Origin of the sequence: Gilliamella apicola, assembly GCF_003202915.1 — a bacterium.
Classification (GTDB): Bacteria; Pseudomonadota; Gammaproteobacteria; order Enterobacterales; family Orbaceae; genus Gilliamella; species Gilliamella apicola_Q.
On sequence record NZ_QGLP01000010.1, the window covers coordinates 181869 to 208367 of the forward strand.

Consider the following 26499-nt stretch of genomic DNA (forward strand, 5'->3'; position numbering starts at 1 on the left):
GGAACGTTCCCTTTTTGTGACAAACCTCACAATTTTGCGGCAATATCGCACTATAGGATTAAAAATCGTTAATTAACAATTTGGGAAGGCACCGTAATGATTTTCGCTTTTACTTCGCTCTGTAGCGTTTGCAAGAGTTCATTTGCGGCATAGGTGCCAGCTTTATCAAAACCAAGATCGACGATAATCGTTTCGGTAAATAAAAAATTAAGAAGATCGCTATTACCGATACTAATAACAACAATATTATTAATATTTTTTTCAGATAAGTATTTATTTAAACCTAAGGCAATTGAATCGGTGGCACAAACGATCGCTGTTGGCGAATCAAGTAAGACTGATTCAGCAAGTTCATAACCTGAATAAAAACTTAACTTACCAAGCACCGCATTTGGCTTAATTTTATGAGTATGACAAAAATCAGTATAGGCTTGATAACGTAGTTCACCGGTGGTCTGATCTTGTTTAGTTATACCGATATAACCAATTTTTTTGTGTTTCTCTTTTTGATATAAATAGGTTAATGCTTTGTTTACCGCACCCACATCGTCATAACAAATACAAGAATAATCAGGAAAAGGCCTTGCAATAACCACACATTTATTTCGCCAAAATGCTAACCGAGAACTCTCTAATCCAGTAAAAGCAAAAACCACCACCCCATCAGCTTGTTTTTCTTTTAACATTCTCAGGTGCTCTTCAACTTTAGGCGCACTAAATTGGCTCTCAATAATAATCGGATCATAACCATTAGCATAAAAAATGGGTAACATACTTCGAACAGCATGATTTTCCGAGATGGAATCGAGGCGAGTGACAATAATGCCAATAACTTTATTACCATAACCACGCATTGCTCTAGCCGATTTCGATGGCGTAAATTGATATTGTTCAATGATTGCCATCACTTTATTGCGAGTTGATTCCTTCACCATTGGATCGTGATTAATGACTCGCGAAACAGTGGATTTACTAACACCACTCAATTTGGCAATATCTTTAATGGTTAAATTAGTTAGTGACTTACTCATAATCAATTTACGGAATGAATATCAATTAAATCATAGTAATATAGATTGAACAAAATAGCGATAATCATATCAATGATAAGATTATCGCTAATTCTGATCTTATTTACTGTATTTTAATTTGTAGATGCTCCCCCAATCTAACATCGCATCATGCACCTGTTTTAAGCTTTGTCCAACCTCGGTTAAGGTATATTCCACTTTAGGTGGCACTTGGGCATACACTTTGCGGGTAATTAAGCCATTTTTTTCCATCGTTCTTAAATGCGAAGTGAGAACTTTTTGTGAGATGCCGTTGAGTGATTTTTTTAGTTGACCAAAACGTTTGGTGCCAGAAAGTAAGTCTCGAACAATTAGCACTTTCCATTTGTCCCCCATTAATAATAGGGTGGTTTCAACAGGACATGGCGGTAAATTTTCGATCGCCTGCATAATAATTTTCCTTTAATTTCAACAATAGTATCCAATTGGTAACTATATTACTACTTAGTACCTACTTTACAATAGAAACTTTGGATATTAAGCTAAAAAAATTAATTTATCTAAATCGTAATAAGGAGAATAAGATGAAAATTGCAGTAATTGGTGCAAATGGTAAATCAGGACAATTGTTGGTTAAAGAAGCATTATCTCGAGGGCATGATGTTACCGCAATCGTGCGTAATCCTAGTTCAAATACCGATTCAAAAGCGGAAGTATTAGTAAAAGATTTGTTTCAATTAACTTATGACGATTTAAAACCATTTGATGTGATCATTGATGCATTTGGTACTTGGGCGCCTGAATCGCTACCACTACATCAAACTAGTCTAAAACATTTAACCGATATTTTAAGCGGTAAACCTAATCGTTTATTAGTTGTTGGGGGTGCAGGTAGTTTATATGTCAATCCAGAGCATACTGTTCGTTTAGTTGATTCACCGGATTTCCCTGATGAATTTAAACCATTAGCCAATAATATGGCGAAAGCTTTAGATCAATTAAGAAATTGTAATGATGTGCAATGGACCTATCTAAGTCCAGCGATTGAATTTATTGCTGATGGCCCAAGAACAGGTCATTACATTGTTGGTGGCGAAGAAATTTTGGTTAACAGCCAAGGAAAAAGTCAAATCAGCTACGCTGACTATGCGATCGCCATGATTGATGAAGCAGAAAAAGCAAAACATATCAAACAACGTTTTACTGTTGCCACTGAATAATATTCTTATTAAGCCTTACATTAAGAGAGTCAACAATCAAATGGTTGATTTTAATGTAAGGCACATAAATTAATCTTTTATTTTATACATCTAATGCAATCTTCCCTGCTACTACCCCAAAATAGTGCAAAACAATTAATCCAATGCATGCAAATGGATCATTTTAGTGCATCATCAATCTAAGAAAATAAGGTCATGTCTGTTATTACTTAGTTGTTTATTAATTGGCACGTTTATTGCATAAATCAAAGATTATTATGAATAATTTGATAATACCAATAATACTGATAATATGATTTATTATACGTTTAATTTGTAATCATTTTACTTGGGAAAACTATTATGCAGTACGATCTAATCATTAAAAATGGCCTTGTTATTCTCGAATCTGGCGAGATCTTTAGCGATGTTGCAATAAAAAATGGCAAAATTGCAGCAATTGGCCCTAATTTAGTGCAAGCCGATAAAATTATTGATGCTGAGGGCTTGATTGTTAGCCCCGGAATGGTTGATATTCATGTTCATATTAGTGAACCTGGCGGTGTACGTCATGAGTGGGAAGGCTATGTCACAGGAACCAAAGCATGTGCAAAAGGCGGAGTTACAACTTTTGTTGAAATGCCACTGAATCAACTTCCAGCAACAACTAGTGGTGAAACACTTCGCACTAAATATGCTGCCGGTGAAGGAAAACTCTATGTCGATGTAGCTTCTTATGGTGGCTTAGTACCTTATAACCTGACTAATAATGGTATTGCCGAACAAGTTGAAGAAGGCGTCGCGGCATTTAAATGCTTTATGGCAACCTGTGGAGATCCCAATCTTGATGGTGATTTTGCTAATGTAAATGATTATGCCCTATGGGAAGGGATGCGCCAAATTGCCAAAACCGGTAAAGTGTTAGCCATTCATGCAGAAAATGCCGCCATTACAGATATCTTAGGGCAACAAGCTAAAGCGCGAGGCGAAAGCACATTATCACAATATGTGGCTACTCGTCCGGCCTTTACTGAAGTTGAAGCTATTCGTCGAGCTATCTTTTTTGCTAAGCAAACTGGATGCCCAATTCACATTTGCCATGTAGCTTGCCCAGAAGGAGTTGAGGAAGTGATCAAAGCACGCCAAGAAGGTGTAAATGTGACTTGTGAAACCTGTATCCATTATCTCTATTTTACTACTGATCAGCTAGACGCCATTGGACCAATTGCAAAATGTTCACCACCAATTCGTGATCAACAAGCTCAAGAAGGATTATGGAAGTATCTCTTTGCTGGTCACATTATCACGGCCGTTTCTGACCATTCACCATGCACTTACGATCTAAAAGATAAAGCTAATGCTTTTGATGCATGGGGCGGAATCTCTGGAGTACAAAATAATGTCGATATCCTGTTTGATGAAGCTGTACAAAAGCGTGGTATGTCGTTAAAACAATTTGCCGATATCATCGCTAAAAATCCAGCCGAAAGATATAACTTACCAGCCAAAGGCTCGATTAAAGTTGGTAAAGACGCGGATATTATCTTTATTAAACCTCATTCAAACTATGTATTAAAAGAACAAGATCTCGAATATCGCAATAAATTTAGCCCTTATGTAGGACGACAAATTGGCGCCCAAGTTGTGCAAACACTATTACGTGGTGAAACCATTTATCAGATAAATTCTGGTGTTGATTCAACTCCAAGAGGGACATTTATTCGACGTTAATCATTATATAAAACAATAAAAAATAGATAAAAAATAAGTAGGAAAGGAAAACCATGAAGAATAACACAGCACAATCACCGACGACACCGACGCAGATTGATAGTTCGCTCTTACCCAAATCTAGCAAAGATCGAACTATGAATCCTTTAGCCTATTCCTTTATGTGGATTGGTGATGGTATGAATTTGGGTAATATGACTTTAGGGGCGAGCTTAGTAGTAGCGGGTGTTGCCACCATGAATATTTTCCAAACGTTTGCCGCAACGTTTATTGCCATATTAATTATTACCACCATTTTTGTCTTTAATGATCGTTTAGGTTATCGCACCGGTATTCCTTACGTGGTACAACTGCGGATGTCATTTGGGATAAAAGGCGCGATTATTTCTTCATTACTACGCGGCATCCCGGCTATCGTTTGGTATGGATTTCAAAGTTGGATAGGTGCAACAGCACTCAATGAAATTATTAAAATATTATCTAATGGCGATTTTAATAATGTATTTATCTGTTTCCTTATTTTGCAATTTTTCCAAATTGTCTTATCACTATATGGATTCCATGCCATAAAATGGGTAGAAACGTTAATTTCAGTAGTTATTCTTTGTGCATTAATTTATGTCTTTATTATATTACTCAATAATCATCAAGAGATTATTATAGATAAATGGGTGAACACAGAAGGAACTTGGGGATTACCATTTTGTGGTTTTATTATGATGTTTTTAGGTAATTATGCTGCAATCTTCTTAAGTGCAGCAGATTATTCGCGAGAACTGAAAAGCGGTTTTAGCAATCGCAAAAGAGGTCTTCTCTATTTTTTACCAATATTTGTCGCTTACGGCTTTATTATTACCATTGGGGTGATGTTGGCGTCAGTCACCGGTAACTCTAATCCAGTTAAAGCATTTGCAATTGTGGTAAATAATCCATATATCACCATCGTGGTATCAGCCTTTATCGTGTTAGGTACTGTTGCGGTAAATATCGTTGCGAATATCATCCCACCAGCTTACGTAATTACGTTATTAACAAAAGCTAAATATAAAGTAGCGGTGACCATTACCGGGTTATTAGCTATCGCTTCTTTCCCTTGGGTTTTAGTTCAAGATACCTCAGCAAAAGGATTAGGTTTATTTATTTTAATTTATTCCGCATTCTTGGGACCAATTGTGGCAATTTTATTGGTGGAATATTATCTATTGCGTCGCCAAAAAATTGATATAAACAGGTTATATGATAATAATGGTCAATTCTCTGGCTATAATCCAGCCGCGATTCTAGCTATGCTAATCGGTTCGGCGGCTGCATTTTATGAAGTAAGCTTAACATGGATTGTCGGCTTTGTTGTTGGTGGAATAAGTTATATCTTATTAACCAAATATACTTTTAAAAATTCGCCTTTCAAAAAAGGGACCATTTTTGAAAACAAATAAATTTTAAGTGACAATTAAATGGCAGCAGATTTAACGTGTTATCACGTGTCGCTGCCAATTTGATATGTCACTTTAATTTCTCGGTTATCAGTTATTTCTAAGTTTGATAATACCGCCAGTTGTGGGAAACTAGCTCTTAAAAATTGCGAAAGCATAGCCCGCAATGAATGATTAACCAATAAAACAGGCGGAGCACCAATTGCATCTTGTTGATGAATAGCTTGTTTAACTTGATTAATAATATCTTCCGCTAAACCTGGTTCAACATTACTGGTATTTTGTAAGGCTTGGAGTAATAATCGTTCTAAATTGATATTTAATCCGATGACTCTTATAGGCCCAGCCCCTGGGAACCACTGCTGAGTAATAACTCTTCCTAAAGCTATTCTAACCACGCTCAATAAATGGTATGGGTCATTTTGGTTTGGAGCCTGTTCACAAATTGTTTCAATAATTGTGCGCATATCACGAATTGATACTTTTTCAGCCAGTAAGTTTTGAAGAATTTTATGGAAAGTAGTTAATGGCACTACATCAGGAATAAAATCCTCAACTAATTTAGGTACTTCTTGTTTTATTCTATCGAGTAATTCTTGTGTTTCTAGACGACCCAATAAGTCACTCGCAAATTGAGTTAATAAATGATTGAAATGGGTAGCAATCATGGTGCTGGTATCAACAACGGTATAACCCAACATTTGCGCCTTTTCTCTATCGTTTTTATCTATCCAAAATGCAGGCAAACCAAAAGCTGGTTCAGTGGTTTCAATACCTTCTATGGTTTCGGTCACTGTACCTGGGTTGATTGCCAACCATTTATTATTCATAATTTCGCCTTGGCCAACTTCACCACCTTTTATGAAAAATTTGTATTGGTAGGGTGATAACGAGAGATTATCGCGAATATGAATTTGAGGCGGTAAAAAACCTAATGTTTGCGCAAACTTTTTGCGCAAACTACGAATTCGACCAAGTAATTCACCATTTTGGTTTTGATCAACCATAGGAATGAGTCCGTATCCAACTTCCATCGCTAAACTATCTTCAATACTTACGTCAGTCCAAGAAGGTTCAATGCTCACAGATTTGGTCGCTTGTTCATTGGTTTTTGTTTTATCAATTGACTTTTCGGTTTTCTTTTGTTTGCTTAACCACCAAGAAATTAGTGATAAAATCGCAGTAAACATTAAAAATACCAAATTTGGCATTCCTGGAATAAGTCCAAGTAAACCAATAACCACCGCAGTTAATATTAATACTTGTGGATTATTAAATAACTGTTTAAGCATTTGGTCACTAATGTTTTCTTGTGAAGTAACCCGAGTCACAATAACACCAGCAGCGGTTGAAATAATCAATGAAGGAATCTGTGCAACTAAACCATCACCAATAGTTAGAAGTACATAGGTTTGACTAGCATCTGATAACGTCATACCATGTTGAATAACCCCAACTAATAAGCCACCAACGATGGTAATAACCATAATTAGTAAACCGGCAATAGCATCACCACGTACGAATTTACTTGCCCCATCCATTGACCCATAAAAATCAGCTTCTTGGGTAACTTCTGCTCGTCGTGCTTTAGCTTCGTCTTCACCAATCAATCCTGCATTGAGATCAGCATCAATTGCCATTTGTTTGCCTGGCATACCATCTAATGCGAAGCGAGCACCAACTTCAGCTATCCTACCTGCACCTTTAGTAATAACCATAAAGTTGATGATGACTAAAATAACAAAGACAACAATACCAATAGCAAAGTTACCACCAACCAAAAAATGGCCAAACGCTTCAATAACTCGACCAGCCGCATCACTACCAGTATGGCCTTTTAGTAACACCACTCTAGTTGAGGCAACATTAAGGGATAAACGCAATAACGTTGCAAAAAGCAAAACGGTAGGAAACGCCGCAAAATCTAAGACTCGCTTAGTAAACAACGCAACAATTAAAATGATAATTGATAATGCAATATTAAAAGTAAAAAACAGATCCAAAACAAATGCTGGTAAAGGTAATACCATCATTGAAAGAATCAATAAAATTAGCAATGGCCCAGTTAAAATTTGATAATGACCTTTCTTTAATGCATTTATTGATAATAAATTAGTAAATTTTGATTTCATCATAACAATAGAGTGTTGCCTTTATTTATTCATTCATTGATAAAGATTCAGGGATCGGAATATTTGTCGGTTTACGTGGTTTATCACCACCATGTTTATACCAACGTTTTAATTGATAAACCCACGCTAAAATTTGTGCAACAGCCGCATAGAGTTCTGTTGGGATGTTTTTTCCTATTTCACCATAGCGATATAATGCACGAGCTAGAGGTGGAGCCTCTAATTGTGGAATATTATGCTCTTTGGCAATTTCTTTAATTTTGAGAGCAATATTATCGGTACCTTTGGCTAAAAGTTTTGGTGCCGACATGGTTTTTTCATCATATTGTAGCGCAACAGCATAATGGGTAGGGTTAGTTATAATGACATTGGCTTTAGGAACATCACTCATCATTCGACGCCTTGACATTGCTTGTTGCACTTGGCGAATACGACCTTTGATTTGAGAGTTTCCTTCTTGTTCCTTAAACTCATCTTTAACTTCTTGTTTTGACATTTTTAATTTTCTAAAATTGCTCCAGATCTGATAAAAAATATCAAACCCAACCATAGGGATTAATGCTAAAACGCATAATAATCCAGAATAGATAATCATCTGCATGGCATCCGATAATGCATTATTTAAATACATATTTGGTAGCGAAAGCATATTTGAAAATTGACTTATTAAAAAAAGCGATGCGACAAAACCAATTAAAACCACTTTAAGAATGCTTTTAAATAGTTCTGATAAAATTCGGACCCCAAATAGTCGTTTAAAACCACTGATAGGATTCAATTTACTAAAATTGGGTTTGATTGATTGTAAGCTAAAAAGTAAACCACCAACACTAAGTGGTGCAATGATAGCAATAATTACTAATCCAAAAAAAATAGGAAAAATCGCCCAAAATCCTGCGCTTAATAAATCAATTAAATTGAAGATAATTTGTTTATCATCATCGGTTCGGTAGGCAACCAAGATAGCTTGTTTAATAATCGTTTTTAACCTAGCGACAAAATTTGCGCCCATTGACAAGAACAGCATGATACCAACTAGTAATATAATTAACGATGTCAATTCACGAGATCGCGGAATTTGCCCCTTTTCCTTAGCTTTTTTTAATTTACTTTCGGTGGGTTGTTCACTTTTATCTAGATCACTATCATCAGCCATATCTTAACTAAATCAATTTTATTATCTAATTACCGTTTACCTTGATAACACAGTATGAACTCAACTTGATAAAGTTATTGGCTTAATAAGACCCTAATTTAACGGTTATTTATCTCGTTTACCGTTAGATAACTCAAAAAGATTAAACTTTAGCGCGTTCAGAAGAAATAGTTTCTGATTGTTGATAACCATTATAAGTATAAACAGAGGGATTATTCATGTTTTTCAAATAATCGATTGATTTTTGAGTTACGTTCATTCGATTTTGAATAAGTATACCATTGTCTCGATTAATTTGAGCTAATCGTTGAGTAGTATCTGTAATTGCTTGCCATTTCAAAGCTATCTCTTGGTTTTCACTATAAGGTGATTGCACATTGTATTGTTCACTTACTTTTAGCCGTTTTTCATCAATTAATTTTAACTCAATAAGCAATTGGCTTTTTTGATTTATAATTTCATTCAATTCATTTATTGAACTATTTTCAATTAATATTTGCTGTTCAGCTTCTAAAATAACTGAAAGATCCTGCAACATAACCGTTATACTATTAAAAATGTTATCTAATTCTAACATGACGACATTCCTTCAATAATAACTAGCAGTCAATATTTTCAAAAGTTTGCTTAATAATTTCATCAGCAATTTTATGCGGATTGATGGCTAATTTACCTTCAGTAATGGCTTGTTTAATCTTTTCAATTTTATTGATATCAATATCATTCTCAGTGGAATGTAACATTGCTATAGTGTTTTGGTTCAATTTAACATTACTATTAAACGTTAAACTACTCGATTGCGGCGCAGATACCCTTGTTTTTTTATTTTGCTTATTTATTAGATTACGATTAGGTAACCCAGATACGGTAGTAACCTTTTTTGTTGCGTCTATACTCATAATATACCTTCAATTAATGTTATGATTATGGTTTTATAGGATAGTTGATCCAATTATCGGCAAAAATCAAAAAATCATTAATATTATTTATTCAAAATTATGATGCCGTCTTCCGTGACAACACCTTCTACAACATTACCCGTATTAAGTTTGATATTTATTAATTCATCTAGTGCACCATTGCTAAGCGCTTTACCATTAGTAGTAATTGAATAACCATCATCATTAACAATAACTTTTACAGTCTGACCTGCTTTAACATGCCAATTTTTCTGTAACATTGAATTTTTTATTGGCTCACCTTTATCGATATTACGTAAAGCAATATGATTTAATACCTCAGATTTATTTAAAATAATATTTGACGGTAATTTATCTAATCGACCAGATTGTATTTTCAACAGTTGCTCCGTCATTAGCGTTCCAGCACCTATTGATTGATTCGCCACCACATAACTACCAGTCACAGCAACATAAATTTGAATATATTTAGTGCTATTTTCACACTTGGCGCTAATAGTCAAATTTCCCCATTGCTTATTTTTATTTAAAATCGTTAAACTCGGTGCATCACAATTTAACTCAGGCTTTGAAGTTGGATAATCAATAGTAACATTTTCAACATTAATTTGTTGATAAACTAGATCACTAATCTGTTTTTCTATCTGTTTTTCTAGCGATGTGGCTAAAACTATTTTTGAGGTACACAACATAGCAAAAAAACATATAAATTTAATAAAATTAGGCATATCCGCATTTTTTTTATACTATTGATGGTTAAATTTTACTGTATCAACCAATTATTGAATGTTGAAATAAGGGCTATTTTTATCGTTATTTATACGATGATTTTTTTTTGATTTGCTTAAAATTCTTTATATTGAGAAAAAATGAGATCATTCTATGCTAAATAAATTAGATACTTTTGTTAATTTCCATGAAAAGGCACTAGATGTTCGTGAAAAGCGACAAAACATACTTGCAGCCAATGTGGCTAATAGTGATACGCCTAATTATCAAGCTAGAGATATTGACTTTAATGTTGAATTAAAGAAAGCAATCAATAATCAACATACTTTTAATAGTATAAAGCTTAGTGTTACATCTGCAAGACATATTCAAACAAATATTACGGGTTCACTTGACTATCGTCTTCTTTATCGCGTTCCTTATCAGTCATCGGCTGATGGTAATACTGTTGAAATGGATCAAGAGCGAACGGCTTTTATGGATAACAGTATTCATTATCAAAGTAATTTAACATTTTTAGGTGAACAATTTAAAAATGTAGTTTCCGTATTACAACAAGGATAACAAATATGAGTTTCTCTATTTTTTCTATTTCAGGTTCAGCTTTAATGGCCCAAACTCAACGAATGAATGTTAGTGCCAGTAATTTAGCTAATGCCGATAGTATTACCAGTACTTCAGGTCAAGCTTATCGAGCCAAACAAGTTATTTTCGAAGTTGATAATTATGGTTACCAAAATAGCGTAGCTGGAGTAAAAGTATCTGAAGTGATTGAAGACCCAGCACCAATGAATTTAGTGTATGAACCTAATCATCCTTTAGCTGATGAAAGAGGATACATTCAAAAACCTAATGTTGATGTAGTGGCAGAAATGGTTAATACTATTTCAGCATCTCGAAGTTATCAAGCGAATGTTGAGGTGATTAATACAGCAAAAAGTTTGATGCTAAAAACACTTACCTTAGGGCAATAAAAGGGCTTAATTAATGGGTATTTCAAATGTAACAGTATCTGGAACACCAAGTACCGCAAGTCCTCAAACGGTAAAAAAAACTACATCTGATGGTAACTCTAGTCAGGAATTACAAGATAATTTCCTGACGTTGCTTATTGCCCAAATGAAAAATCAGGACCCGACTAATCCCATGGACAATAGCCAGTTAACCTCGCAACTTGCACAAATTAATACTTTAGCGGGAATTGAACGACTTAATACAACTTTAAATGTCGTCTCAGGTCAAATTGACGATAGTATGTCAGTTAATGCAAGTAATATGATTGGCAAAGGGGTCATGGTTCCTGGTAATAAAATTTTAGTCGCCTCATCAAATAGTGATGGTGAAGACTCAGAGAGCCAAAAAGAGACAATTATCACGCCGTCCGGATTTGAACTTTTAAGTAATGCTGATTCAGTGATTATCACCATAAGAGATCAAAACGGTAAGGTCGTGAATGAGATTGATCTAGGTCCGGTTTCAGCTGGAGTATGTACTTTTACTTGGACGGGCAAACTCAATGATGAAACACAAGCACCAGATGGTAGTTATACGTTTTCGGTCGATGCTAGCTCTGATGGGAAAAAAATATCATCAACACCATTATCTTACTCGTTTGTGTACGGAATAATTAAAAGCAAAGTTAACAACCAAATATTACTTGATTTAGGAATACTTGGTTCAATTAGTATTGACGAAGTACGTCAAATTCTTTGAAGGAGAATAAGTTAATATGGGATTTTCTCAAGCAATTAGTGGTATGAATGCCGCATCAAAACACTTAGATGTCATTGGTAATAATATTGCCAACGCAGCAACTGTGGGCTTTAAAAGTTCTAGCATCGCATTTGCTGATTTTTATGCTGGATCAAAAGTAGGAATGGGCGTAAAAATTGCCGATGTTATGCAAAATTTTAATGATGGTATAACAACAGCAACGAATAATAATTTAGATGTCGCAATTTCAGGTAATGGTTTTTTCCGCTTAATTGATAGTGGCGGACAAGTCTACTATACCCGTAACGGTCAGTTTCAATTAGATGCTGAACGTAATATTATATCTACAGAAGGCTTCCACTTAACTGGTTATCCAACAACAGGTATGCCTCCAAAAATTCAGCAAGGGGCAACACCTGCTCCATTACAGATTTCGCAAGTAATGTTGAATGCAACAGCAACGACTAAAGCTTCTATGCAAATAAACTTAAACTCAAATAACGAAGTACCTGTTAGGTCACCTGTCGATGCAGAAGATTCTGATACCTTCAACTACTCCAACACGATCACAACTTATGATTCCTTAGGTAATCAACATAATGTTCAACTTATTTATGTAAAAACCTCTGATAACCATTGGGATGTTCATTATATTGATAATAGTGATCCAACCGCCACCCTTCAGCCATTAGGGCAAATGGAATTTGACACAGCAGGCAGATTAATTAGTAATCCAGATATGACTATTAATGTTAATGGGATAAATGGTTCAGCAAATAATACTTTTACCTTGTCATATCTAAACAGTACTCAACAAAATTTAGGTAAGGAAGCCGGTAGTGTTAAATCTCCTTACGCTGATGGTTTTGCAGCAGGTGATCTGATTGGCTTTAATATTAATGATGATGGCACAATTTATGGTGTTTATTCTAACCAACAAACAATGATATTAGGCCAAATTGCGATGGCTGATTTCGCTAATCTTAATGGATTAGAACCAGTTGGTAATAATAACTGGCGGTCTACCATTAATTCTGGCGGAGAAGTATTAGGCATGGCCAATACAGGGACTTTTGGTATATTAACTAGTGGTGCTGTTGAAGCATCGAATGTTGATATGAGCCAAGAATTAGTCAATATGATTGTTGCTCAACGTAATTATCAATCTAATTCTCAAACCATTAAGACTCAAGATCAAATACTTAATACTTTAGTTAATCTAAGATAATTTAAGGGATATTTATGGATCGCGTTATTTATACTGCTATGTCTGGTGCAAGCCAGACATTAAATCAACAGTCCATAACCAGTCATAACTTAGCTAATGTATCAACAGTGGGCTTTCGTGCTCAATTAGTGGCTATGAAAGCGGTTCCCATTGTAGGTAATAGTATGCAAACAAGGACTCTGGTTGCTGCAACAACCCCAACATACGATTCAACAATGGGGGCATTTAATTACACTGGACAAAATTTAGATGTTGCCTTATCTCAAGACGATTGGCTAGCGGTACAATTACCTGATGGCAGTGAAGGATATACGCGTGATGGTGCAATTCAAATCGATGAAAATGGTACCCTTAACATTAAAGGCTATCCACTACTTGGTGATAATGGCGTATTAACTGTTCCTCAGAATTCGCAAGTTACTGTTAGTGCAGACGGGACTTTATCAACTTTAGGTGCTGGCGATAAACCCACTACCATTGCTCAAGGGGGAAAAATAAAAAAAGTTCACCTTGAACGTGATGAAATTGTGCGAGGTGATGATGGTTTTTTCCATGCGACTGAAGCAACAATTAATAACCGTGGAGCAGTGTTAGAAGATAACCCTAACGCCAAACTTATGACTGGGGTATTAGAAGGCAGTAATGTTAATCCTGTTACTGCAATGGTGGATTTGATTAGTCATGCTCGTCAATTTGAAATGCAGATGAAACAAATTTCTACTGCAGATGAAAATGCACAAAAAGCTAATCAAATATTATCATTAACTTAATTAAAATAGGAAATAATAATGATTAAATCATTATGGATTGCAAAAACTGGTTTAAGTGCGCAACAAATGAATATGGATATAATTTCCAATAATCTAGCCAATGTTAGTACTGGTGGCTTTAAACGCCAACGAGCAGTTTTTGAAGATCTATTATACCAAACTATTCGTCAACCGGGTGCACAATCATCTGAACAAACAACATTGCCTTCTGGATTACAAATTGGTACCGGCGTTAGACCTGTTGCTACAGAACGTATCCATAGCCAAGGCAATTTGGAATTAACTGATAACAGTAATGATGTCGCTATTAACGGACAAGGTTTTTTCCAAATTCTAATGCCTGATGGAACACTTGCCTATACACGAAGTGGTGCTTTTCAAGTTAATCAAAACGGTCAGTTAGTTACCGCTACTGGTTATGAAATTCAACCAACAATTAACATTCCAACAAATGCCATCAAAATGACTGTGGCACGAGACGGTATTGTTAGTGTAACTTTGGCTAACCAAACAACCCAAGTGCAAATTGGCCAGTTGACATTACATACGTTTATCAACGAAACAGGTCTTGAAAGCGTTGGTGAAAATCTTTATTTAGAAACCGAAAGTTCGGGGGCACCGACTGAAAATACACCAGGTTTAAATGGCGCGGGGTTACTATATCAAGGTTATCTCGAAACATCTAACGTAAATGTTGCGGAAGAGCTAGTTAACATGATTCAAGTACAACGTGCTTATGAAATCAATAGTAAAGCAATATCGGCCTCTGACCAAATGTTGCAACGTTTAAATCAGTTATAAATCTAACAAAATGATAGGTATATGAGATATCTTTATATTTTAGTAGCACTATTTTTAGTTAGTTGTAGCCAATTACCTAAAAAACCATTGGTTGAAGGGCAAACGAGTATTGTTCCTCAAATGCCAGTAATTGCAAATTCGAGTGGCTCGATTTATCAAGCCTCACAACCAAGTAGTTATGGTTATCAACCAATGTTTGAAGATCGTCGGCCACGCAATATTGGAGACATACTAACAATCGTTTTACAAGAAAACGTTAGTGCTAGTAAAAGCTCATCGATTAATGCTGGCCGTAATAGCAGTACAAATTTAGGGGTAACAACAGTACCTAAATTTTTAGATGGGCTTGTTGGTCGAGGAAAAGTAGATGCTGATTTCTCAGGTAATAATGATTTTAAAGGTTCTGGTGGGGCAAATGCAAAAAACACTTTTAGCGGAACAATTACTGTCACCGTTCAAGATGTAATGGTTAATGGTAATTTAAAAGTTATTGGCGAAAAACAAATTGCCATAAATCAGGGAACAGAATTTATTCGATTCTCAGGTGTTGTTAATCCAAGAACAATAAGTGGTAATAATACCGTTATATCAACTCAAGTTGCTGATGCCCGTATTGAATATGTAGGTAACGGTTACATTGACGAAGCGCAAACTATGGGTTGGTTGCAGCGCCTATTTTTAAACCTTTCACCATTTTAATGAGTCTAAATATGTTTAATAAATTACGTAGTTTCATCTGTTTTATCTTAATGGTACTAGTTGTTGTACCTTATAGTTATGCAGAGCGAATACGAGATTTAGTTACAGTTCAAGGTGTACGTGAAAACGCCTTAGTTGGCTACGGAATTGTTGTTGGACTAGATGGTACTGGAGACCAAACCTCACAAACCCCATTTACCATACAAAGTATAACTAATATGCTTTCACAATTAGGTATTACTGTTCCTTCAGCTAGTAACATGCAGTTGAAAAATGTTGCTGCGGTAATGGTAACCGCAAAACTGCCTTCTTATGCTCGTATTGGACAACAAATCGATGTAGTTGTATCTTCATTAGGTAATGCGAAAAGTCTACGTGGCGGTACATTGATCATGACGCCATTAAAAGGCGCCGACAACCAAGTTTATGCCATTGCACAGGGTAATCTTTTTGTTGGTGGTATGGGCGCAAGCGCTAGAGGAAGCCGTGTAAGTGTCAATCAAACAGCGGGCGCAGCAATTCCTGGTGGAGCTACAATTGAAAGAGAATTAACTACTCGTTTAGATGAAGAAAGGACTATTCACTTACACCTTAACCAATTTGACTTTACTTTGGCTGCTAAAATCGCTGAAGCAATTAACAAGGTGCAAAAAAATATCGCAATTCCTTTAGACGGTATGACCGTTAAATTAATCATGCCACAAGACAGTCAAACAAGAGTTAAATTATTATCTAAAATTCAAAATCTCGAAATTAGCTCAACGCCAATTTCAGCCAAAGTTGTGATTAATACTCGCACTGGCGTGGTTGTGATGAATCAAAGAGTTCAATTAGACAATTGTGCGGTTGCTCATGGTAATTTATCTGTTGTTGTAAACAATCAATTAAGAGTTAGCCAACCGAATACTCCTTTTGCTGGCGGTAGGACTGCTGTTGTTCCTGATAATGAAGTTAGCATACAACAAGATGGCGGAGCACTACATAATTTACCTTCTGGCGCTGATTTAAATCGAGTTATTAACTCACTTAATTTATTAGGCGCAAATCCTACAGAATTAATGTCGATACTTGAGGCATTAAAAAGTGCAGGTTGCTTACACGCCTCATTGGAAACTATTTAAAGTAGGATACCGATATGAAAGATATAGTAAATCAGTCTATTAATCGTTTTGCTTATGATTTTTCAAGCATTAGCCAATTAAGACGAGAGGCAGTTAGTGGATCAAGTGAAAGTATCAAAAAAGTTGCTGATCAATTTGAAACATTATTTATAAATATGATGATGCAATCTATGCGCAAAGCTGTGCCTAGTGGTGGTTTATTTAATCAATCTTCAATGCAATTATTTACCTCAATGTTTGATCAACAAATTGCTCAACAAGCAGCAGGTAAAGGTTTTGGGTTATCCGACATTATTGCCAAACAATTAACCAATCAATCAAACAAAGCGGTTAATATTAACAATCAATCTCAAACCAATAATAATAACCAAACTAATAAGCAATTAGCACAATCATTATTTGGTGATAATAACCAATCATCAAATTTAACACCTGAAGCATTAGGTCAAATACTTTACCAGCAGTATAAAACCAATAATCTATCCCAAGCTAACGTCAATGAATTATCCTTGCAAACAATGTTTGATGGTCTCAATAAAGGGCAATAAAGTAGAATTATTGATATGAAAAATGTAGTAAACCAGGTCATTAATCGCTTTACTTATGATTTTTCAGACATGGGCCAATTAAGGCCCAATGTAGTCGGTCGTTCAAGTGAAAATATCAAACAAATTACAGATAAGTTTGAAACACAATTTACGAATTTGTTGGAGCAATCTATACCAAAAACCGTTACTAATAACGATTTATCTGAGCAATCTGAATTGCAATTATTTACTTCAGTATCTGATCAACAAATTACTCAGCCTGCAACAGATAAAGGTTTTGGACTAACCAATGATGCTAACAAACAATTAAATAACCAATCAAACACACCGATTAATATTAATAATCGGCAATCTCAAACTGATAATAACCAAAATAACATAAGGTTAGCACAATCATTATTTAGTGATAACCAATCAAATTTGTCACCAGAGGCATTAGGCCTAAGGCTTTACCAACAATATAAGGCCAATAACTTAGCTAAGCCTAACGAGTTAGCTTTACAAAACTCAAACAGTGATTTAGATAAAGATCATATCACTCAATTTGTAGTTGAGTGGTTTGAAACAGCTAAAAAGGCTTCCAAAACTTCTGGTATTCCCTATGAAGTTATTATTGCTCAAGCCGCTTTAGAAACAGGGTGGGGTAGAAATCTAATAAAAACAATAGATAACCAATCAAGTTACAATTATTTCGGTATAAAAGCAACTTCATCATGGAAAGGTAATTCAACTCGCTCGACAACACGAGAATTTATAAATGACAGCATGGTTAAAATTCAAGACGAATTTAGAGTTTATAACAGTAAACAACACGCATTAGCTGATTATCTTAATTTACTAACCAAAAACCCACGCTATCAGGAAGTGATTAACGCACCAGATGCGAGAACCGCCGCTAAAGCGTTGCAACAAGCACGCTATTCAACCGATCCTAACTATAGCGATAAGTTGATTCAAATTATTAGTCGTATTGAAGACATTACTAAAAAAACGCCACCAAAATCGATATCTGATTTTAAACATATTGCTTTTCAAGAATAGTTTATAAAGATAATTCGTTATTATATTAGGTCAAGTTATGGCTTTATGTTCCTAGTAAAACGTTAGGTTCAATACCGAGGTATGTTTGATTAGTTATCATAAATAATGACTGTGCTAATCATATATTAGTTATAATGGTTCGATAGAGTACTAATATTGACCAATATACTTGGCTGATTGTTTAATTGTTTAGCTATAATAGCATCAGCTAATCCCAAATAGCTACCAATTGCTTGCTACTGATTTGTCAAATATTGACACAATTAATTACATCACAAATTGATTAAAGAAACTATCAGCTACAATAACTTTTGGGAAAAATTTTTCATTATAATCATAAATAATATTTGAAACTAAGCTATAACTTTTTATTTGATATGCTTATTGTATCCATAAATTAGATCGTGTTTAAATTAGCTCATGCTTGAAAAAGCATAAACAACATAGTTAATTTTATGAATTTATATTTCCATACTATTTGGTGGTGTTTATGGAGAAGATAAAGTGATATTTGATAAATGGATCTTAAAAAGTTAAAAATAAGGAAGCTTTTACTTCCTTATTTTTAACGGTAATATTAATGTTGAACCAACTAAAGGTTAATCACATTAAATTAATTCGCCTGTTGAAATAAAGACATATTTTGTAACGATTTAAACGTATATTGTGCAGCTTGTAAGTTGACTTGTAGCATCATATACTTTGAAATTTCTTCATACCAATCAACATCTTCAATCAAACTAATTTGTGTTTCAAATTCATTATCTAAAGCCTTTCCATGCATAGTTAGTCGTTCTAGTTCAGTTAATACATTACCACCTGCCGCTCTAACAGTTGATATGTTTTCAAACGAATTAGCGATCCCCTGACTAGCCTTGGATAAACCATCTCTAAATTGCGCAATTGCCGCGGGATTAGAACTATCGATACCAGTTTCTAACGCTTCTAATGCATAATCAATACTGGCAAAAATATTACTTTCAGCATTAGGATTTGCACCTGTCATAAAAATTTGAGAGCCTGTAAAACTTAATGATACTTCATGCGTCTCATCGATAAAAACATTAATGTTTGCTGAACCGCCGACATAACTAACCTGACCAGCACTGATAACAAAAGGCGGAGTGTCATTTTTATAACCAGCAAACAGATAATTACCATTAGCATCTTTGGCATTAGCTAAAGAAAATAACTCTTCTTTTAATCCTTTTAGTTTATCGGCTAAATTTAATCTATCTAAATCTGTTAACGTTTCATCACCGGCATAAACTAATGTCTCTTGGATCGAATGTATAACAGTATTTGCTTCTTGTAATACTGTTTCTTGGCGACTCAATGAGTCATTAGCATTTTCGCGAGCTGATTGAAATTGATCATTTCTTGATTGAGCCTGTTTTAGGATTAATGATTGTGATGAGCCAATAGGATCATCAGAAGGTGCTAATATTTTTTTACCTGTTGATAAATGCGAACCTGACTCTTGCCATTTTACATTAGTATTTGTAATACTTGTTAAATGTTTTTGAAACATTAAATTAGTACTAATACGCATAACGAAATCCTTTTATTATTTAGCTAAACCTAAAATGGTATCAAATATTACTGTTGCCGTATCAATGATTCTTGCATTAGCTTGGTAATAACGCATATAAACTTGCATCGAAATATATTCTTCTTCAATATCAACACCCGAAATTTCTTGATTTTGTGCATTAATCTCTTGTGCAATATTCTGACTAGATTGTGCAGAAACTTTGGCTGTATGCGTTTGACCACCTACATAACTAACTAATGCGTTATACGCAGTATTTAAGGTTTTGGTACCATTAATTAGTTTTTCATTTTGTATATCTAGCAATTTAATTACATTACGGTTATCGCCATGACCATTTTCACTATCATTAATACCAGTTGCTAGCTTATTCACATCTTTAACTAATAACTCTAGTGATGATGCTATATCGGCAACAGGTTTAATTAAGATGCTATCCCCTGCGACTGGTGTGCCACTTATTGCAATAGATAATCCATCAAACTCTAAAGTACTACCGACAACACGTGGTGTAATTTGCTGGTTATCAGATTGTCTGATTACCACCCAGTCGCTGCCATTAAATTCAATCTTATAATTAGACGCTTTTACCTCAGTTACTGACGTATAACTAATCGCAGCCGTCGCATTACCCTGATTTCGAGAATTAACAATACTACTAGGTTTATGATAGTCAAATAATTTCTCGCCAGCGACACCATTTACATCAACACCTGACATATGTACTTCATTAAAGCGTTCAGCTAAATTTAATGCGATCAAACCTAATTGGTTACGAGCTTCAGTAAGCGGTCCATCACGAAGAGATAACAATCCATTTAGTCGACCAGATGCGATATTTTTACTTGTTAGTTCTTGAGTTGCCCCTGAATTATGTCTGTAAATAATCGCGTTTAAAGATGGATCATCTTTAGATGGCTGTACAGATAATAGATTTACTGATGATCCTTGGACTAAATTTAAACCATTAGGCAATGAAATATTATATTGTCCATTTTGCTCAGTAACAGTTATTCCAATTATTTCGTATAATTCATTAACCAATTGATCACGTTCATCAAGTAATGCATTTGGTTCATTACCATTACCTACAGCTTCCAATCTTGCTATTTTTTGATTAAGTTCAGCAATTTGTTGAAGACGAAAGTTAACTTCATTAACATTGTTAACAATTTCAGAATTGATATCGGCAATCTGATTTTTTAAACTCAATTCAGTTTTATTAAACTGACCAACTAAAGAGTTAAGATCATTTATGACAGATTGTTTAATTGCTAAATCACCAGCATTTGAAGAGAGTTTATTTAGACTTGCAAAGAGGTTGTTTAATTGCGAAGAAATACTAGTATCATTATCAACTAATAAGTTATCAATTTTTGACAACTCACTATAATAAGATTTCGCCGCACCATTTTGCGACTGTGCCTGACGTAATTGATCCACAACCAAGCCATTAAAGACTCGATTCGTTGATGAGATCACTACACCGTTACCAACAAAACCAAAATTATATTTCGTTTCCCTTGCTGGACGTAAAATTTGTTGTTGACGATTATAACCAACTGTATGTGTATTGCTGATATTATTGCTTATTACATTAAGCATATTTTGTGCTGCATTTAATCCACTAATACCTGAATTCAACAATGAACCTGACATAAAAGCTCCTAAATAAAAATTTAGTCAACAATAAAACTTATTAACTTAAAGGGTTATTCCTTGTATCGGACTAAAATCATAAAACTTTAGTTTTTTTTAGATAAAATTGGATTTTTAATTAATTTTAATTTTTAGCACTTCAACAAATTATGGTTATTGATATTATTCTGATTGATTTTGTTTAAAATGTTTTAAAAAATCAATACCTGTCATTGTATTTTCTTCTTCAATATACTGTTGAGCAGATTTATTTAAAATTAAAATACTAATACGACGATTTGCATCTTTACTGTAAGTAGAATTATTCAAACCAACCGTGTCAGCTAACGCAATGATTCGAATAATCTTATTTGAATCTAATCCACCAGCAATCAGTTCTCGTCTGGATGAATTTGCTCTGTCTGCCGACAATTCCCAGTTGCTATAGCCTCGATCGCCAGTTATATACTGACGCTCATCGGTATGACCAGATAGTGTCATTTTGTTAGGTAATGAATTAATTATTGGTGCTAATGCGTACAAAATTTCTTGCATATTAGGATGAATAACCGCACTACCAACATCAAACATCGGTTTGTCATCAGTGGCTAAAATCTGAATTCTTAACCCCATTTCAGTTAGCTCAATAATAAGATTAGCCGCTAATTTTTGTAATCTAGGATCTAATTCAAATTCTTCATAAATCTTACGAGCAGTCTCAATCAGCCTATTTCTCTCATCTTCATTAGGATCTGACTTAACCAGTTCGTCATTTAATGGGTTTTCGTTTTCTTCACCTGAATCTTTAGTGACATCATCGCCACCACCAGGTATAGGACTATTGCTGTCACTAATGTTCTTGCCACCATGATGACCAAGTATCAATGGCGTTCTAAAGTATTCTGCGATCCCTTGTAGTTCTGTTGGACTTGATTTAGTTATCAACCATAACACTAAAAAAAGCGCCATCAAGGCGGTCATAAAGTCAGCATAAGCAATCTTCCACGAACCATTGTGATGAGTAATGCCATGCTTGGACTTCTTTTTAGAAATAATTATTTTTAATGATTTATTTTTCATTATTCTCTATTTTCTTTTGAGTTAGCGTTTTTATCTTTCACTTCTTGAATATATTTCTCTAATTCAAAGAAAGAAGGCCGTTCATGCGAAAAAATAGTTTTTCGACCAAACTCAATACAAATTTGTGGCGCATAATCATGCATACTAGCAATAAGAATAACTTTTATACATTCTAAGATTTTTACTGTATCTGCATTTTTTTGCCTTAATAAAGCTGCCAACGGTGAAACAAATCCATATGCCAGCAAAATACCTAAAAAGGTTCCAACCATGGCATGTGCAATAAGTTCACCCAACTCATTGGCTGGTCTGTCTGCTTGTGCTAATGTATTAATAACGCCCATAACTGCGGCGACGATCCCAAAAGCCGGCAACCCATCACCTACACAAGAAATGGCATAAGCTGGTTTTTCTAACTCATTAGTACAAGTCTCTATTTCCTCATTCATTAAGGCTTCAATTTCGTATACATCAGTATTTCCACTGATCATTAAACGAAAATAATCAGTAATAAAATCACAGATTTGTGGATTGGCTAAAATGAGTGGATATTTTTTAAATAACGCACTTTCTCTAGGATTATCAATATCTTGCTCGATTGATAATCCGCCATTTTGACGCACTTTAGTTAGAAGGTTATACATTAAATTAATTAATGTTAAATAAAGGGCTTTATTATAATTTGATGTTTTAAATAAACTACCCAATGATTTAAGTGTTGCTTTTATTGCTTTTTTTTCATTACTCACAATAAAAGCACCAATAGCTGTACCACCAATTATGAGGAACTCTAATGGTTGAAAAAGTACTGCCAAATACCCTCCAGTTAACACGTAACCCACTAAAGCAGAAGCGATAACTACAATATATCCTATTATTATTAGCATTGGCTCTCTTTTATCTCCATAAAATATAACTAATTTGTTTTTGATTAATTGTAAATTTTACCTAAATCATCATCTGATTTGCTGTGACCAAATTGAATGCGCTAGGTATTGATAAAACTTGTAAACATTTTGCTTTGTTCTCTGCCTGTGTTTTACTATTTTTTTCTGCCCTTGAAGGAGGTTGGCATAAACTGCAAATAAAGCTATTATGCGGTTGGTAAGCATGAGTAATAAAGCGACCTTTACACTCTTTACAACATGATTGCTGCATAACATTACTTTCAACAAATTTGACTAAAATCCATGCGCGAGTTAATCCCAAAACAGGCTCTTCATCACTTGGTACAGAACATTGTTCTAAATAAAGCTCATAAGCTTTAACAATAGCATGAACACCAGATTTAGTGCCATGCTTAACTAAAAATTGGTAAGCATTATAAAACATGCTTGAATGAATATTGGGTTCCCAAGTCATAAACCAAGTTGTTGAAAAAGGAAGTAAACCTTTAGGTGGAGGGCATCCTTGAATCTCTTTGTAGAGTTTAATTAACTTTCCGCGGCTTAAATTGGTTTCACTTTCCAACATTTGAATTCTAGCGCCAAGAGTAATTAATCGAATAGCTAATTGAACTTCTTTATATTCTTGAATAATACTTGTGCCACTCATCTTACTATTTACCTACTTATTAATAGAATCTAAAAGCAAGCTTGATAGAAGGATCCCTGTATGCATTTGCTTTATATCACTAATGCGAGACTCTTCAGTTAATTTTTCAATCATTGCTGAATTTTTAAACCGAAATTGAAAAGTTAATTGATTGGTTTCCGATAAAACCAACATTTGAGACGCACTTAAATTACTCAAAATATCTGCGGTTTTTTCATCAATTCCCAATCGATACATTGCCATCACTTTATCTTTTTCAATCATCCGTTGGCTTAATAAAAGTGTTGAAAGATTTAAATGATGTATACATTTCAAAACATCATCATCTTGTATATTTCCCAATTTAACCACCACAATCCATATCCTTTATTGTGCGCAAAAAAAACGCAAAATTATTAAAATACAGCTTATTTTCTTTATATTGGTTAAAGTTACATTTTTAAAAGCCAAAGGTCAATAAAAAAATCATTTCAATTTATTTTCAATTTATTTTTTAATTTTTTTCTTTTTTTTATTTTTTTTTAATATATTATATTTTGCTTTGTATACGTTTAATAGCTTGACTATGTAATTGGCTTACTCGAGATTCACTAATATCCAATACTTTGCCAATCTCTTTTAAATTCAACTCTTCTTGATAATAAAGCACTAAAACCATCTTTTCTTTTTCAGGTAAATTATTGATTTGCTCAATAATGATATTACGCGTTTCATCATTTATAATTGTAGAAAAAGGGTTGTTATCTATGTCCGACTCGATCAGAGAATCCAAATTATCACCTAATTTTGTTTGTACCTCATCGAAAGAACAGAGCTGGCTATAATTTGAATCTAATAATACTTTATGATATTCACTAAGCGACAATTGCATATGTGCAGCTATCTGGTGATCATTAGGTGGAACACCTAAGATTTGTTCTAATTCGTTAATAGCATTAGTAACATCTTTAATTCTTTTGCGAGTTTGCCTTGGCAACCAATCTCGACTACGCAACTCGTCTAACATTGCTCCTTTTATTCTAGGAATAGCAAATGTGGTAAAGGTATAACCTTGTGAAGCATCATAACGTTTTATCGTGTCTAATAAACCAATGTAGCCAACTTGCAGTAAATCATCAAGTTCAATAGTTATTGGTAAACGAACCGCCAATTTTAACGCCTCATTACGAACTAGATAGATATACTGTTGCCAATCGATTTGATTCACTACGCCTTGAGAGTTATACAAGCTATCACTCATTTCCTGAACCAATTAAAAAAATGCTAACAGATATTATGACAATAATTATCTCAGTTAATGTCTAGAATAAAACATTAAAAAATAGGTAATTACCATTATTAGCAATAATGGTATGAAAATACCATTATTGCTATAGTACCAAATTAGAATAGTTAAAATTCTAGAGATATACCTTATTGTAATAATGCTAATACATTTTGTGGTATTTGGTTAGCTTGGGCTAATACTGCAGTACCAGCTTGTTGTAAGATTTGATTACGAGTCATTTCAGATACTTCTACAGAGTAATCAGCATCTTCAATACGGCTACGTGCAGCGCTAAGATTATTTACAGTATTGGTAATATTAGCTACAGTCGACTCAAAACGATTTTGTGATGCACCTAGTTTACCACGTAATTGAGCAATATCTGTTAATGCATTATCGATAGTACTCAATAGAACTACAGGAGTAGTTGCTCCGCTAACTATTGATGTTACATTTAAAGTATCGATACCTAATGAAGCTGTACTAAGATCCATCAAGCTCACTTTAATGATTTCACCATCTAGTGATCCCACTTGAATATTAAGTGTCTCGGTACTATTTAAAACTTTTTTGCCATTAAACGAAGTTTGTGTTGCAATACGGTCGATTTCCAGTAGACGTTCTGAGATTTCATCTTGAATTGATTGACGATCACTAGCAGTGTTACTATCATTTAGTGCCTGAACAGTTAACTCACGAATACGTTGTATATTACTAGTGATTTCGTCCATTCCGCCTTCAGCAGTTTGTGCGATTGAAATACCGTCGTTTGCATTACGTGCAGCTTGAGTTAAACCACGAATGCTTGCTGTAAAACGGGTCGCAATTGCTTGGCCTGCAGCATCATCTTTAGCGCTGTTAATACGTAAACCTGATGATAAGCGCTGAATTGAAGTTGAAAGCGCATTTTGAGATTTATTAAGATTAAATCTTGCTTGTAAAGACATAGTATTGGTATTAATTACCTGAGCCATTTTTTATCTCCTTTAATATAATTAGTAAGATCAACGGGATATTGAAAAATTACTCAATATTTTTGCTGATGGTTAAGTTATCGGTATAAAAAAAGGAAACTTTAATATTTTTTAGCAAGAATAAATTTAATCCTCAAAAATCAACACCAAAAAAACAATATTATGTATAAAATTCATATTGTTATTTAAATTTCACTTACTAA

Annotated in this window: 28 protein-coding genes; 13 read left to right on the top strand and 15 right to left on the bottom strand. The window is 34.3% G+C overall.

The genetic code is table 11. The features are described 5' to 3' along the window. Window positions 1-68: 68 nt before the first annotated feature. Together treR and DKK79_RS13980 are read right to left on the bottom strand one after the other, a co-directional pair. Window positions 69-1031: a trehalose operon repressor TreR gene (gene treR, locus DKK79_RS13975; RefSeq protein WP_110424588.1), complete on the bottom strand. Its 963-nt coding sequence runs from the start codon at window positions 1029-1031 to the stop codon at window positions 69-71. 99 nt (window positions 1032-1130) lie between these two features. Then, entirely contained in the window at window positions 1131-1460 is a 330-nt protein-coding gene (locus DKK79_RS13980; protein WP_110424589.1) for a winged helix-turn-helix transcriptional regulator, read from the bottom strand. 134 nt (window positions 1461-1594) lie between these two features. Between DKK79_RS13980 and DKK79_RS13985 the strand changes: the two genes are divergently transcribed. From DKK79_RS13985 to DKK79_RS13995, 3 genes are all read left to right on the top strand, one after another. Then, complete coding sequence (locus DKK79_RS13985) at window positions 1595-2230, top strand: NAD(P)-dependent oxidoreductase (protein WP_110424590.1); 636 nt, start codon at window positions 1595-1597, stop codon at window positions 2228-2230. Window positions 2231-2572: 342 nt separating this feature from the next. Then, the gene (gene allB, locus DKK79_RS13990) at window positions 2573-3940 is read left to right on the top strand and encodes an allantoinase AllB (protein WP_110424591.1); all 1368 of its coding nucleotides are present in this window, start codon (window positions 2573-2575) and stop codon (window positions 3938-3940) included. 53 nt (window positions 3941-3993) lie between these two features. Beyond that, window positions 3994-5376, top strand: coding sequence for an NCS1 family transporter (locus DKK79_RS13995; RefSeq protein WP_110424592.1), 1383 nt, complete (start codon window positions 3994-3996; stop codon window positions 5374-5376). Between the two features lie 41 nt (window positions 5377-5417). Here DKK79_RS13995 and flhA read toward each other — a convergent pair whose 3' ends face one another. The 5 genes from flhA to flgA form a co-directional block, all read right to left on the bottom strand. Continuing rightward, window positions 5418-7505, bottom strand: a complete 2088-nt coding sequence (gene flhA / locus DKK79_RS14000) for a flagellar biosynthesis protein FlhA (RefSeq protein ID WP_110424593.1) — start codon at window positions 7503-7505, stop codon at window positions 5418-5420. A 25-nt stretch (window positions 7506-7530) separates the two neighbouring features. Next, the gene (gene flhB / locus DKK79_RS14005) at window positions 7531-8661 is read right to left on the bottom strand and encodes a flagellar biosynthesis protein FlhB (RefSeq protein ID WP_034883572.1); all 1131 of its coding nucleotides are present in this window, start codon (window positions 8659-8661) and stop codon (window positions 7531-7533) included. A gap of 142 nt (window positions 8662-8803) precedes the next feature. Further along, entirely contained in the window at window positions 8804-9238 is a 435-nt protein-coding gene (locus tag DKK79_RS14010) for a flagella synthesis protein FlgN (RefSeq protein WP_110424594.1), read from the bottom strand. 22 nt (window positions 9239-9260) lie between these two features. After that, the gene (gene flgM / locus DKK79_RS14015; protein ID WP_034883570.1) at window positions 9261-9560 is read right to left on the bottom strand and encodes a flagellar biosynthesis anti-sigma factor FlgM; all 300 of its coding nucleotides are present in this window, start codon (window positions 9558-9560) and stop codon (window positions 9261-9263) included. Window positions 9561-9643: 83 nt separating this feature from the next. Continuing rightward, on the bottom strand, window positions 9644-10273 hold the full coding sequence (gene flgA, locus DKK79_RS14020; protein ID WP_181415332.1) for a flagellar basal body P-ring formation chaperone FlgA: 630 nt from the start codon (window positions 10271-10273) through the stop codon (window positions 9644-9646). A 190-nt stretch (window positions 10274-10463) separates the two neighbouring features. Here flgA and flgB point away from each other — a divergent pair, with 190 nt between their 5' ends. From flgB to flgJ, 10 genes are read left to right on the top strand one after another with little or no spacing between them, the layout of a single operon-like run. Next, window positions 10464-10874, top strand: a complete 411-nt coding sequence (gene flgB / locus DKK79_RS14025) for a flagellar basal body rod protein FlgB (protein WP_110424596.1) — start codon at window positions 10464-10466, stop codon at window positions 10872-10874. Window positions 10875-10879: 5 nt separating this feature from the next. Next, window positions 10880-11284, top strand: coding sequence for a flagellar basal body rod protein FlgC (flgC, locus tag DKK79_RS14030; RefSeq protein ID WP_034883568.1), 405 nt, complete (start codon window positions 10880-10882; stop codon window positions 11282-11284). 13 nt (window positions 11285-11297) lie between these two features. Continuing rightward, window positions 11298-12023, top strand: coding sequence for a flagellar hook assembly protein FlgD (locus DKK79_RS14035; protein ID WP_110424597.1), 726 nt, complete (start codon window positions 11298-11300; stop codon window positions 12021-12023). A gap of 16 nt (window positions 12024-12039) precedes the next feature. After that, window positions 12040-13251, top strand: coding sequence for a flagellar hook protein FlgE (gene flgE, locus DKK79_RS14040; RefSeq protein ID WP_034883566.1), 1212 nt, complete (start codon window positions 12040-12042; stop codon window positions 13249-13251). A 14-nt stretch (window positions 13252-13265) separates the two neighbouring features. Then, window positions 13266-14021, top strand: a complete 756-nt coding sequence (locus DKK79_RS14045; RefSeq protein ID WP_110424598.1) for a flagellar basal body rod protein FlgF — start codon at window positions 13266-13268, stop codon at window positions 14019-14021. Between the two features lie 18 nt (window positions 14022-14039). Further along, window positions 14040-14822, top strand: coding sequence for a flagellar basal-body rod protein FlgG (gene flgG, locus DKK79_RS14050; RefSeq protein WP_034883564.1), 783 nt, complete (start codon window positions 14040-14042; stop codon window positions 14820-14822). Between the two features lie 21 nt (window positions 14823-14843). Further along, window positions 14844-15521 carry a flagellar basal body L-ring protein FlgH gene (locus tag DKK79_RS14055; protein WP_034883563.1) on the top strand — a complete coding sequence of 226 codons (678 nt, stop codon included), beginning with the start codon at window positions 14844-14846 and terminating at the stop codon, window positions 15519-15521. 11 nt (window positions 15522-15532) lie between these two features. Continuing rightward, window positions 15533-16642: a flagellar basal body P-ring protein FlgI gene (locus DKK79_RS14060; protein ID WP_034883561.1), complete on the top strand. Its 1110-nt coding sequence runs from the start codon at window positions 15533-15535 to the stop codon at window positions 16640-16642. 14 nt (window positions 16643-16656) lie between these two features. Beyond that, window positions 16657-17190, top strand: a complete 534-nt coding sequence (locus DKK79_RS14065; RefSeq protein WP_034883560.1) for a rod-binding protein — start codon at window positions 16657-16659, stop codon at window positions 17188-17190. 15 nt (window positions 17191-17205) lie between these two features. Next, window positions 17206-18231: a flagellar assembly peptidoglycan hydrolase FlgJ gene (gene flgJ / locus DKK79_RS14070; RefSeq protein WP_110424599.1), complete on the top strand. Its 1026-nt coding sequence runs from the start codon at window positions 17206-17208 to the stop codon at window positions 18229-18231. A gap of 613 nt (window positions 18232-18844) precedes the next feature. Here flgJ and flgL read toward each other — a convergent pair. The 8 genes from flgL to DKK79_RS14110 form a co-directional block, all read right to left on the bottom strand. Further along, complete coding sequence (flgL, locus tag DKK79_RS14075) at window positions 18845-19783, bottom strand: flagellar hook-associated protein FlgL (RefSeq protein WP_110424600.1); 939 nt, start codon at window positions 19781-19783, stop codon at window positions 18845-18847. A gap of 15 nt (window positions 19784-19798) precedes the next feature. Continuing rightward, entirely contained in the window at window positions 19799-21442 is a 1644-nt protein-coding gene (flgK, locus tag DKK79_RS14080) for a flagellar hook-associated protein FlgK (RefSeq protein WP_110424601.1), read from the bottom strand. A gap of 162 nt (window positions 21443-21604) precedes the next feature. Further along, on the bottom strand, window positions 21605-22501 hold the full coding sequence (motB, locus tag DKK79_RS14085; RefSeq protein WP_110424602.1) for a flagellar motor protein MotB: 897 nt from the start codon (window positions 22499-22501) through the stop codon (window positions 21605-21607). Next, complete coding sequence (gene motA / locus DKK79_RS14090) at window positions 22501-23388, bottom strand: flagellar motor stator protein MotA (RefSeq protein ID WP_034883557.1); 888 nt, start codon at window positions 23386-23388, stop codon at window positions 22501-22503. The genes motB and motA overlap by 1 nt, the downstream gene beginning before the upstream one ends. Before the next feature lie 61 nt (window positions 23389-23449). Then, window positions 23450-24055 carry a flagellar transcriptional regulator FlhC gene (gene flhC / locus DKK79_RS14095; protein ID WP_110424603.1) on the bottom strand — a complete coding sequence of 202 codons (606 nt, stop codon included), beginning with the start codon at window positions 24053-24055 and terminating at the stop codon, window positions 23450-23452. A 12-nt stretch (window positions 24056-24067) separates the two neighbouring features. Continuing rightward, window positions 24068-24388, bottom strand: coding sequence for a flagellar transcriptional regulator FlhD (gene flhD, locus DKK79_RS14100; protein ID WP_034883583.1), 321 nt, complete (start codon window positions 24386-24388; stop codon window positions 24068-24070). A 196-nt stretch (window positions 24389-24584) separates the two neighbouring features. Continuing rightward, entirely contained in the window at window positions 24585-25295 is a 711-nt protein-coding gene (locus DKK79_RS14105; protein ID WP_034883555.1) for an RNA polymerase sigma factor FliA, read from the bottom strand. Window positions 25296-25468: 173 nt separating this feature from the next. Next, window positions 25469-26296, bottom strand: coding sequence for a flagellin N-terminal helical domain-containing protein (locus DKK79_RS14110; RefSeq protein ID WP_034883553.1), 828 nt, complete (start codon window positions 26294-26296; stop codon window positions 25469-25471). Between the last annotated feature and the right edge of the window lie 203 nt (window positions 26297-26499).

Excerpts from the sequence above, each read along its gene's own strand:
- motA (WP_034883557.1), bottom strand. The coding sequence starts at position 23,388 with ATGCTAATAATAATAGGATATATTGTAGTTATCGCTTCTGCTTTAGTG.
- flgG (WP_034883564.1), top strand. The coding sequence starts at position 14,040 with ATGATTAAATCATTATGGATTGCAAAAACTGGTTTAAGTGCGCAACAA.
- flhA (WP_110424593.1), bottom strand. The coding sequence starts at position 7,505 with ATGAAATCAAAATTTACTAATTTATTATCAATAAATGCATTAAAGAAA.
- flgM (WP_034883570.1), bottom strand. The coding sequence starts at position 9,560 with ATGAGTATAGACGCAACAAAAAAGGTTACTACCGTATCTGGGTTACCT.
- DKK79_RS14055 (WP_034883563.1), top strand. The coding sequence starts at position 14,844 with ATGAGATATCTTTATATTTTAGTAGCACTATTTTTAGTTAGTTGTAGC.
- DKK79_RS14105 (WP_034883555.1), bottom strand. The coding sequence starts at position 25,295 with ATGAGTGATAGCTTGTATAACTCTCAAGGCGTAGTGAATCAAATCGAT.
- DKK79_RS13995 (WP_110424592.1), top strand. The coding sequence starts at position 3,994 with ATGAAGAATAACACAGCACAATCACCGACGACACCGACGCAGATTGAT.
- flhC (WP_110424603.1), bottom strand. The coding sequence starts at position 24,055 with ATGAGTGGCACAAGTATTATTCAAGAATATAAAGAAGTTCAATTAGCT.
- DKK79_RS14010 (WP_110424594.1), bottom strand. The coding sequence starts at position 9,238 with ATGTTAGAATTAGATAACATTTTTAATAGTATAACGGTTATGTTGCAG.
- DKK79_RS14060 (WP_034883561.1), top strand. The coding sequence starts at position 15,533 with ATGTTTAATAAATTACGTAGTTTCATCTGTTTTATCTTAATGGTACTA.
- DKK79_RS14045 (WP_110424598.1), top strand. The coding sequence starts at position 13,266 with ATGGATCGCGTTATTTATACTGCTATGTCTGGTGCAAGCCAGACATTA.
- flgJ (WP_110424599.1), top strand. The coding sequence starts at position 17,206 with ATGAAAAATGTAGTAAACCAGGTCATTAATCGCTTTACTTATGATTTT.
- flhB (WP_034883572.1), bottom strand. The coding sequence starts at position 8,661 with ATGGCTGATGATAGTGATCTAGATAAAAGTGAACAACCCACCGAAAGT.
- allB (WP_110424591.1), top strand. The coding sequence starts at position 2,573 with ATGCAGTACGATCTAATCATTAAAAATGGCCTTGTTATTCTCGAATCT.
- flgB (WP_110424596.1), top strand. The coding sequence starts at position 10,464 with ATGCTAAATAAATTAGATACTTTTGTTAATTTCCATGAAAAGGCACTA.
- DKK79_RS14035 (WP_110424597.1), top strand. The coding sequence starts at position 11,298 with ATGGGTATTTCAAATGTAACAGTATCTGGAACACCAAGTACCGCAAGT.
- DKK79_RS13980 (WP_110424589.1), bottom strand. The coding sequence starts at position 1,460 with ATGCAGGCGATCGAAAATTTACCGCCATGTCCTGTTGAAACCACCCTA.
- motB (WP_110424602.1), bottom strand. The coding sequence starts at position 22,501 with ATGAAAAATAAATCATTAAAAATAATTATTTCTAAAAAGAAGTCCAAG.
- DKK79_RS13985 (WP_110424590.1), top strand. The coding sequence starts at position 1,595 with ATGAAAATTGCAGTAATTGGTGCAAATGGTAAATCAGGACAATTGTTG.
- flgL (WP_110424600.1), bottom strand. The coding sequence starts at position 19,783 with ATGCGTATTAGTACTAATTTAATGTTTCAAAAACATTTAACAAGTATT.
- DKK79_RS14110 (WP_034883553.1), bottom strand. The coding sequence starts at position 26,296 with ATGGCTCAGGTAATTAATACCAATACTATGTCTTTACAAGCAAGATTT.
- flgE (WP_034883566.1), top strand. The coding sequence starts at position 12,040 with ATGGGATTTTCTCAAGCAATTAGTGGTATGAATGCCGCATCAAAACAC.
- DKK79_RS14065 (WP_034883560.1), top strand. The coding sequence starts at position 16,657 with ATGAAAGATATAGTAAATCAGTCTATTAATCGTTTTGCTTATGATTTT.
- flgK (WP_110424601.1), bottom strand. The coding sequence starts at position 21,442 with ATGTCAGGTTCATTGTTGAATTCAGGTATTAGTGGATTAAATGCAGCA.
- treR (WP_110424588.1), bottom strand. The coding sequence starts at position 1,031 with ATGAGTAAGTCACTAACTAATTTAACCATTAAAGATATTGCCAAATTG.
- flgA (WP_181415332.1), bottom strand. The coding sequence starts at position 10,273 with ATGTTGTGTACCTCAAAAATAGTTTTAGCCACATCGCTAGAAAAACAG.
- flgC (WP_034883568.1), top strand. The coding sequence starts at position 10,880 with ATGAGTTTCTCTATTTTTTCTATTTCAGGTTCAGCTTTAATGGCCCAA.